A 10473-nucleotide genomic window follows, 5' to 3' on the forward strand; every position below is an offset into this window, starting at 1 on the left:
ATGTAATGGGGGGATAATAATGAGTGCGTTAAATGTTGAGGAAATAGTAAAAAAGGTTATAAGTGAATTAAATAATGCAAATTCTTTAAAAGAGTGTGAATATGGAATATTTGAAAGTATGAACGATGCTATAGAAGCATCATTCATAGCTCAGAGAAAGTACTTAAAGCATAGCCTAAGTGATAGAGATAAATACATAAAAGCTATAAAAAATGAATTTTATAAAGAAGAAAATTTAAAAAAAATATGCAAAATGACAGTTGAAGAAACTGGTATGGGAAATTACAGCCATAAACTTTTGAAAAATAGATTAGTACTAGAGAAAACACCAGGTGTAGAAGATTTAAAAACAGATGCTTATACAGGTGATAAAGGTCTTACTTTAGTAGAACTTTCTCCATATGGAGTAATAGGGTCTATAACACCTACAACAAACCCAACAGAAACCATTCTTTGTAATACTATAGGAATGTTAGCAGCAGGAAATTCAATTGTTTTTAGTCCTCACCCAAGAGCTAAAGAAGTATCTTTATTCATCATAAAACTTATAAATAAAGCATTAAAAGAAGCTAAAGCCCCAGATAATTTAGTGGTAACGGTAAAAAATCCTACAATAGAAAATGCAAATATAATGATGAACCATGAAAAAGTTAAATTGCTAGTAGCAACTGGAGGGCCGGGCGTTGTGAAATCAGTATTATCTACTGGAAAAAAAGCGATAGGAGCAGGGGCTGGAAATCCTCCAGCAGTAGTTGATGAAACTGCAGATATAGAAAAAGCAGCAAAAGATATAGTTGATGGATGTAGCTTTGATAACAATCTTCCATGCATAGCAGAAAAAGAAGTTATAGCAGTAGATGAAATTACTGACTATTTAATATTCAATATGAAAAAAAATGGGGCATATGAAATAAAAGATAAGGAAACTTTAAATAACTTACAAAACTTAGTTTTATCTAAGGATTTAAAATTAAATACTGAATGTGTTGGAAAAAGTGCAAGATATTTATTAGATAAGATAGGAATACAAGTTGAGGATGATATAAAAGTAATAATAATGGAAACAGATAAAAATCACCCATTTGTTATAGAAGAATTAATGATGCCAATACTTCCAATAGTTAGAGTTAAAGATGTTGACGAAGCTATAGAACTATCTATAGAAGTTGAACATGGAAATAGACATACAGCTATAATGCATTCTAAAAATATTGATAAATTAAGTAAGATGGCTAAATTAATTCAAACCACTATATTTGTTAAAAATGGACCATCATATTCTGGTATAGGTGTAGGTGGAGAAGGATATACAACATTTACAATAGCTGGACCAACAGGAGAAGGTTTAACAAGTGCTAAAACTTTTGCTAGAAAAAGAAGATGTGTACTTGTAGATGGATTTGATATCAGATAAGAGGTGAGACTATGGAAAAAGATTTAACAAGCATTATTAAAGACGCTGGTATAGTAGGTGCTGGTGGAGCTGGATTTCCAACTTATGTAAAATTAAATGCAAAGGCAGATTATCTAATAATAAATGGTGCTGAATGTGAACCTCTTTTAAGAGTAGACCAACAACTTATGGCTAAAGAATCTAGAAAACTTTTAGACGCTATAGATTTAGTTAAAAAATATATTGGCGCTAAAGTTGCAATAATTGGATTAAAATCTAAGTATAAAAAAGCCATAGAAAATATAGAAACTATAATTAATGAGTATGAAAATATAAAAATGCATAAAATGCCTAATTTTTATCCAGCAGGAGATGAACAGGTATTAGTGTATGAAACTATTAAAAAAATAATACCAGAAGGTTCAATTCCACTTAGTGTAGGAGCTGTAGTATTAAACGTAGAGACTTTATTAAATATATATGAAGCTTATTACAATGATTTAAAAGTTACTAATAAATATGTAACTGTAACTGGAGATGTTAAAGAAAAAATAACAGTTAATGTTCCTATAGGTATATCCATAAAAGAAGTTATAGATTTAGCAGGAGGGAGTAATTTAGATGAATTTGTTGTTATAAATGGTGGACCTATGATGGGTAAAATAGTTTCATTAGATGATGTAATTACAAAAACAACTAAAGGTCTTATAGTATTACCTAAAGAACATAGTCTAGTTAAATCTATAAATAAAAATATATCTCAAACATTAAAAGAAGCTAAAACTTCTTGTATGCATTGTAGTTTATGTAGTGAAATATGCCCTAGAAATTTATTGGGTCATAATATAAATCCACATAAACTAATAAGAATAGCAAGTTATTCAAGTATTTGCGATACCAAATCTAGTTTAACAACAGCATTTTTATGCTGTGAATGTAGGTTATGTGAATATGCTTGTATTATGAATTTACAACCTTGGAAATTACATTCAAATCTAAAAAAACAAATGTCAGCAAAAAATATAAAAAACGATAATAACAATACACCAATAGATGTACATCCATTTAGAGAATATAAAAGATATCCAGTAAGTAAATTAATATCTAAGTTAGATCTTTCGAAGTATGATAAAAACGCAGAAATAACAAATATTTATAAGAATTTTACAAAGGTAAAAATACTTTTAAATCAGCATATAGGAATAAGTGCAACACCTATTGTAAAAAAAGGAGATAAAGTTCTTAAAGGACAGCTAATTGCATTTACAAAAGAAGATAAATTAGGAACATCAATTCATTCAAGTATAGAAGGATTAGTAAAAGAAGTAAATGATAAGTATGTATTAATAGAAAGCTAAATTTTTATTAGGAGGAGTAACATGGATATATTTGCAATGGTAGCAGCTTTTGGAGGAGGAGCATTTGGAGCTTTAATAGGAGCATTACCAGCATTTATACTTACAGGTGTGATAGCGATAGCAGGTGCAGCTATAGGGATGGCAGGTGGATCAGATTTAGTTGTTGGAAATGTAGCTTTTGGTTCTTTTTTGGGACCTCATATAGCATTTGCAGGTGGGGTTGCAGCAGCAGCATATGCAGCAAACAAAAGAAGCACAAGTACATCTAAAGTAACATCAACTGGAGAAAAAATCTTAGGTAGTGATGAAGTAGAAAGTGGAACATCAATAGGTTTATCCTTAAACCTAACAGGAGACTATAAAGTTTTGTTAGTTGGTGGGATATTTGGGATATTAGGTTTTTTAATAAATTATTTATATGCATCAGTTCTAGTACTTCCAACAGATACTCCAGGTATGACAGTTTTTACACTGGGTGTAATAGCAAGGCTAACTCTTGGAAATAGTGGACTATTTGGTAAATATGATAAAAATAAAAAAAGAAAATACTTATCTACCGGAAAAATGCTTGGATATAATATAGTATTAGGTGCATCATTAGGAATAGTAGTTTCTTATGTGGCAGCATCACTTTCCAATACCTTTGAAGTAGCTCCAGAGGTAATATCATTATTCCCAACACTATGTTTTGGAATAAGTGCACTTTCTTTAATATTTACACAAACAGGCTCGGCTACACCAGCAACACATCATATAACATTAATATCAGCACTTGCAGCTGTTGTTTCAGGAAATCCCATATTTGGAGTATTGTTTGGAATTATAAGTTGTTTAATTGGAGATTTCGGAGCTAATACACTTAATAGTAATTGTGACTCTCATATAGATCCACCGGCATTCTCAATATTTATATGTACATTTATAATAAACTTCATATTTTAATTAAAACTAAACAATAATTTTTAAAATTTTACATATTTGAATTATAGATAAATATAATTTAGATAAAACATATTAGCAAACATGATAAGAATTAGGGGGACACAATATGAAAAAATCAATTGGACTTGTGGAATTAAAAAGTATTCCCATAGGGATAGAAGTTGCAGATACAATGCTAAAAACAGCAAATGTAGAATTAATATTAGCTAATCCAATTTGTCCGGGAAAATATGTGATAATAGTGAGTGGGAACGTAGGTTCAGTAGAAAATGCTATAAAAGCAGGTAAAGATAAAGCAGGAATATTTTTAATTGAAAGTCATGTGATAAATAATATACATGAAGATGTAATACCAGCCTTAACAGGTACTATAGAACCAGTAAATATTAAATCTATTGGATGTATAGAAACAATATCAGCACTAACAGCTATAAAAGCTGGAGATATAGCTCTTAAATCATCTAATATTGAATTAATAGAAATAAGACTTGCAAGAGGCCTTGGTGGAAAGGGATTTATAGTAATGTGTGGAGATATAGCATCTATAAATTCTGCTATAAAATCTTGTACAAATGAATTACAAGAAAGTGGGGAGATAACAAGTACATCTTCTATAGCATCTCCACATAGAGATTTAATAAATAAATTAATGTAGAGTAAAAATAATTAACAAAAAGTCTAACTTGATTTTATAGGTTAGATTTTTTTGTATTATTAAGTGAATTATAGAAACATATTAAAATAATATATCTTTTATTACCTAGAATTTTTATAGATATAATAAAATATATAAAAAAATAACTATATGTATTTCTAATATTAATTTATGATATAATATTTTTTTAATTAATATTAGAAAGGAATTTATAATATGCCATTTACATTTTCTCATCCTGCTATAGTAATTCCATTTAAAAATAAGTACTTTAATTTTAGTGGATTAATACTAGGATCTATGGCACCTGATTTTATATACTTTGTACTATTTAGTCCAAGTAGCAATATAGGTCATGAATTTTTAGGATTTTTCTTTTTTAATCTTCCAATGTGCTTTTTAATAAATTATGTATTTTACAAATATATACAAAAAGCACTTATATTAAGTATGCCTAATTTTATATCAAATAAATATATACACCTTACTAAATTAAAAAACACATTATCTAATAAAAAAGAAATATTAAAGTTTGTAATATCATGTTTAATAGGTATGATAACTCATGTACTTTGGGATAGTTTTACTCATATTAGTGGATTTTTTGTTAACAATATAGCTTTTTTAAGAGATAGCATTAATATATTTAATATGTCTATTCCAATTTATAAAATAATCCAACATGGTAGTACAATGATAGGCTTTTTAGTTATATTTATATATCTTTATACTATTAAAGGTAAAAATATTTTTTATCTTAAGATAAACAAATTTAAGATATACTTAAGTCTTGTATTAGTATTCATAATTACTATGATTGTTTCCATATTTATTTTTGTTAAAACAGGTGCTTTTATAGGTATTGGTAGATTGGTTGTAACATTTATCAATTCCTTATTTATATCTTATTCAATAACTGGCTTTCTATTAGACAAAAATAAAATTTAATAAATTTTTATAAATAGAAAAATATAGTGCATAGATATTTATGCACTATACCAAAAAATCTACAAAAATCCTCTCTTTATGAAAATTAGAACTAATCGTTATAACTTACCTACCAAGCTCTTTATATATTCTCATAATATCAAAGACTATGATGGGAAAAAACACAGTTCATATCTATATGCTTTTAATCTAATCATTGCGTATATGTAAATTGTTAAAATAAAGTTGATATATGGGAAATAATATAGTTTATATTTAAATTAATAATATAGACTAATATATATTGAAAAATAGTGCAAAATAACCATATAATAATATCTAACTTAAGAGAGCTGTTATACAAAATACTTAATAGGTAAAATATAGTAAAAATTATAAATGTTCATAATTAAATTAAAATTGCGTAAAAAAGTTAGAATTCGAAATAGTATGATATAATAAAGAAAATTAAATAAAGGGAAGGTGAATCTCAATGGATAATAAAAAATTATCTAAAGGTGCTTATGGAGGAGTATCAGGTAAAGACTATGTTCCTTACATAACAGACAAATCGAAGACTGGTGCAAATATGGCAGTACTGATAATAGGTATTATTTTAGCCGTAATATTTGCAGCATCAACAGCATATTCAGGAATGAAAGCTGGTCTTACAGTTGCCGCAGGTATTCCAGGTTCTATTATAGGTTCAGCGTTTATAGCAGCATTCGCAAAAGGAAAAGGTATTCTTGGTAAAAATATTGTACAAGGTATGGCAAGTGGTGGTGAATCAGTTGCAAGTGGTATGATTTTCGTATTACCTGCTATTTTATTAATAGGTAGTCAAGTTACATTTTTAGAAGGATTTATAGTTGGAGTAGGTGGAGTTTTATTTGGTATTGGAATTGCATCACTTGTGTACAATTATTTAATAATTGAAGAACATGGTAAGCTTATGTACCCAGAATCAATGGCTATATCTGAAACATTAGTTGCTTCAGATGCTGGTGGAGATTCAATGAAGTATATGGGTATGGGATTTGGTATAAGTGGACTTATAACTGTATTAACAGGTTCATTTTTAAACGTAGCCAATAATGTTATAAGCTTTATTGGAAATAAGTTTTATAAATGTAAATTTGAAGTAGAAGTTAATCCTCTTCTTTTAGGGATAGGATTTATAGTAGGACTTGAAGTTGCACTTACAATGTTTGCAGGTTCTTTATTATCTCATTTTGGTATTATGCCTCTAATAGGATACTTTACTGATATGGCAAGAGAAGGTGCTAAGGTATGGAATGATCCTACAATGGCGATAAACCAAATGGGTGTAAATGATATAGCTGGTAACTATGTAAAATACATAGGGGCTGGTATGATGCTTTGTGGAGGTATAATAGGTGCAGTTAAATTAATACCAACTATAATAGCATCTGTAAAAGAAACTATGAAAGCAAAATCATCAACATCTGTTGACGGTGAAGATGGTAGCGCATTACAAAGTATTATACTATTAGGCGGAATTGTAGCAGCAGTTGTAGGAGCATTCTTTATATCAAATGGTATAGTAATGACAATTATTGGTGTAGTAGTATCTTTATTATTAGCAGGATTATTTGTTATAGTTGCTGGACGTTTAACAGGGACTATAGGTACATCAAATCTTCCTGTATCTGGTATGACAATAGCATCTTTAGTTATAGCGACATTAGTATTTGTTATAATGGGATGGACTGATTTAGCAGATAATAAATCACTATTATTATTTGGTACATTTATAGTTGTTTCTATATCTATAGCTGGAGGATATAGCCAATCTCAAAAGGTAACTTATATAATAGGTGGTAGCAAAAATGAAATGCAAAAATATTTTGCAATAGCTGGTATAGTAGGTGTAATAGTAGTTGTAGGAACTACATTACTACTTGCAAATCAATTAGTAGTAACAGGAGATAATCCTCCATTTGCATTACCTCAAGCTAACTTAATATCAACATTAACATCAGGAATTATGTCTGGTCAATTACCTTGGGTTATGGTAATAGTTGGTGTAGTTATGGCTATAGTTTTATACTTCTTAAATCTACCTATAATGACAGTTGCTATAGGATTTTACTTACCAATTGCAACAACTTCTATAATATTAGTAGGAGCTTTAATACGTGTATTTGTTGAAAAAACTTCAAGAAGTGATAAAGAAAAAGAGGTCAAAGTTGCTAATGGTATAAGTTTATCATCAGGGCTTGTTGCTGGTGGTTCTATAATAGGATTAGTCGGTATAATATTACAAGTAACAGGTGTTATAAAAGGTGCTGGTCCTAGTGGGTTTGCAGCTTCAAATATGATGGCTATTATACTTCTTTTAGTATTAGTTGTACTTACTACATGGCCAATTGTAAGCTCTAAGGTAAAAAACAATGAAAACTAATGAAGATATTTTAAATATTGTATTTAAAATAAATGATAAAATAGATTATGAAGTAAATGAAGGTGTTGTAACGATACTTGAAAAACAAGATCATAAAATTCAACAGTTTTTTAGAAAATTAAAGTTTAAAATTCCAATGTATAAAAAGACTGAACTAGATGAATATGGCAGCTTTGTATTTTCTAATATTGACGGGAAAAAAACTGTAAAAGAAATTGGTAAAGAGCTAGAATTAAAGTATGGAGAAAAATCACATCCTCTATATGAAAGATTACTTATTTTTTTAAATCATATAGATGCAAACTGTAATTACATTGAAAAAATTAATAATTAAAAATTTCAATAAAAATAGGATATCTTTTAGATATCCTATTTTTATTGAAATTTTTACTACTAAGGCTAAGGTATGCTAAAATTTATAAAAATAATAGTAAATATACATGGAGGAAAAGCTGTTTAAATCAATGAGAAAACAAAAAGAAAATTAGATGTAGATCGAATAAAAAATACTAGACAAAGGGGAGTATATGACACTAGCAATTATAAGTGAGAATGGGTATCCATATAGTCTTCATTTAAGATATATTTATCATAATAATTTTATATATTTACATAGTGCTAAGAGTGGTCATAAGATAGAAAATATAAAAATCAATGAAAAGTATATTTTAGTGTAGTGGGATATACAAATATTTTGCCAAGTAAATTTTCTACAAATTATGAAAGAGTAATAGGATTTGGTATAGCATGTAAAGTAGACGGTAAGGAAGGAGAAGGGCACTTATAAAATTAATAGAAAAGTATAGCAAAGACTTTTTTAAAGAAGAAATAGAATATATTTTAAATGAAAAAATGTCACTAATGTAATAAGAATTACAATAGAACATATAACAGGAAAATAAAATTATTAGAAAATCTACCTATAAAATTAGGTGGATTTTTTTGAGGAAATAATGAATCAAATTGAGGAAAAATGATAGTTTGAATTTTAAAAAGTTAGAAATTGAAACTTTTTAAAATTAAAAATTTTTGTATTGAAAAAAATTATACTTATATTATAATTATAAATGCGACAACTTATGACAAAACTTGGTGAAGAAAGGAATATGAATATGCAAGATAAGCAACTTCAAAAAAATCTTGGGGCAGCTGCAGCTTTATCAACAGTAGTTGGTATGGTTATAGGTGGGGGAGTATTTTTTAAGCCTCAAGCAGTGTATGAATTAACTGGTGGAGAGCCAGGACTTGGAATGATAGCTTGGGTAATAGCAGGTATCATGACAATAACAGCAGGTCTTACTGCAGCAGAGGTTTCAGCTGCTATACCAAAAACAGGCGGTATGATGGTATATATAGAAGAAATATATGGTGAAAAATTAGGATTTTTAACAGGATGGATGCAATCAGTATTATTTTTCCCAGCAACAATAGCTGCAATATCAGTTATGTTTGGGCAACAATCAGCGATACTCCTTGGAAATGAAAATTTAGTAATACCTATGACAGTTGGGGTAATATTATTAGTTGGTGGACTTAATACATTAGGTTCTAAAACTAGTGGAGCAATACAAACAATATCTACAGTGTGTAAATTAATACCTTTAGTACTTATAATGGTATTTGGATTTATAAGTGGATCAGGGAATAATTCAATAACTACTCCATTAGTAGGAGAGGGAATAAGTGCAACTAGTGTAATAGGACAATTATTAGTTGCTATATTATTTGCTTATGATGGATGGATAAATGTCGGTACTTTAGCGGGGGAAATGAAAGATCCGGGAAAAGATTTACCAAAGGCAATAATAGGTGGATTATCTTTAGTTATGGCGGTTTATGTAGTAATAAACTTAGCGTATCTTTGGGTACTTCCAGCAAGTGAATTAGCTAAATATGCATCACCAGCATCTGCTGTTGCAACAGAAATATTTGGACCTATTGGTGGTAAAATAATAACTATGGGTATATTAATATCTGTATTTGGATGTATAAATGGATATCTACTTACAGGACCTAGAATAATATACACATTAGGACAACAAAAAACATTACCTGAATTTTTAGGTAAATTAAATAAATATGATGTACCAGCAAATGCAACTATGGTGATGGCTTCTTTATCAGCGCTTTATGCATTATCTGGACAATTTAACTTACTAAGTGACTTATCAATGTTTGCTATCTGGTCATTTTATGTGTTAACGTTTGTAGGAGTTATAAAAATGAGAAAAACTATGCCAAACTTACATAGACCATATAAAGTTCCGTTTTATCCGGTAATACCTTTAATAGCAATAGCTGGTGGATTATTTGTAGTAATAAACCAATTATTATTTGCAGGACCTAAAAATACAATGATGTCATTAGGAGGAGTTGTAGTAACTCTTATAGGTTTGCCTATATATAATTATATGATGAAGAAGAATCAAAAGGAAAAAGATATAAAAAGGGCAGCATAATAAATTACGAATAAAAACACACAAAAATAATAGAAAACTTAAAATACACAAAGTAAAAAAATAGAACTTTAGAAGTTCTATTTTTTTTGTCTAAATTATTGAAATCAACTTCAAGAAAATGTTTGCACAAAAAACAAAAAAACTAAGTTTTTTTCAAAAAGATTTTTTATTGAAAAAAATAATTACAAGATTAAATAGATTATCTTTGTAAAGAAAAAAATTCATATTTAAATTTAAGTATACAAAGTTAATTTGGCTAAATAGCTGAAATATAAAAAATAACAGAAAATTTATATAATAAATAAAAATATAAA

8 protein-coding genes are annotated in these 10473 nt (G+C 28.3%); all 8 read left to right on the top strand.

The window, feature by feature from the left end:
- Positions 1–19: 19 nt before the first annotated feature.
- A complete protein-coding gene (locus I4U66_RS13130; RefSeq protein WP_195929191.1) occupies positions 20–1414 on the top strand; it encodes an aldehyde dehydrogenase family protein in 1395 nt (464 codons plus the stop codon).
- A gap of 11 nt (positions 1415–1425) precedes the next feature.
- Positions 1426–2751, top strand: coding sequence for a 4Fe-4S dicluster domain-containing protein (locus I4U66_RS13135; protein WP_195929193.1), 1326 nt, complete (start codon positions 1426–1428; stop codon positions 2749–2751).
- Between the two features lie 21 nt (positions 2752–2772).
- A complete protein-coding gene (locus I4U66_RS13140; protein ID WP_092925971.1) occupies positions 2773–3693 on the top strand; it encodes a hypothetical protein in 921 nt (306 codons plus the stop codon).
- A gap of 106 nt (positions 3694–3799) precedes the next feature.
- Positions 3800–4348, top strand: a complete 549-nt coding sequence (locus I4U66_RS13145; RefSeq protein WP_092925969.1) for a BMC domain-containing protein — start codon at positions 3800–3802, stop codon at positions 4346–4348.
- 216 nt (positions 4349–4564) lie between these two features.
- Complete coding sequence (locus I4U66_RS13150; protein WP_092925967.1) at positions 4565–5296, top strand: DUF4184 family protein; 732 nt, start codon at positions 4565–4567, stop codon at positions 5294–5296.
- Positions 5297–5768: 472 nt separating this feature from the next.
- Entirely contained in the window at positions 5769–7700 is a 1932-nt protein-coding gene (locus I4U66_RS13155; protein WP_092925965.1) for an OPT family oligopeptide transporter, read from the top strand.
- Complete coding sequence (locus I4U66_RS13160; protein ID WP_092925963.1) at positions 7690–8034, top strand: PqqD family protein; 345 nt, start codon at positions 7690–7692, stop codon at positions 8032–8034. Before I4U66_RS13155 ends, I4U66_RS13160 begins: the two co-directional genes overlap by 11 nt.
- 778 nt (positions 8035–8812) lie before the next feature.
- On the top strand, positions 8813–10159 hold the full coding sequence (locus I4U66_RS13170) for an APC family permease (protein WP_092927479.1): 1347 nt from the start codon (positions 8813–8815) through the stop codon (positions 10157–10159).
- The last annotated feature ends 314 nt before the right edge of the window (positions 10160–10473 follow it).

It is taken from the genome of Romboutsia sp. D33t1_170424_H2 (assembly GCF_015669105.1).
Lineage (GTDB): Bacteria > Bacillota > Clostridia > Peptostreptococcales > Peptostreptococcaceae > Romboutsia_C > Romboutsia_C hominis.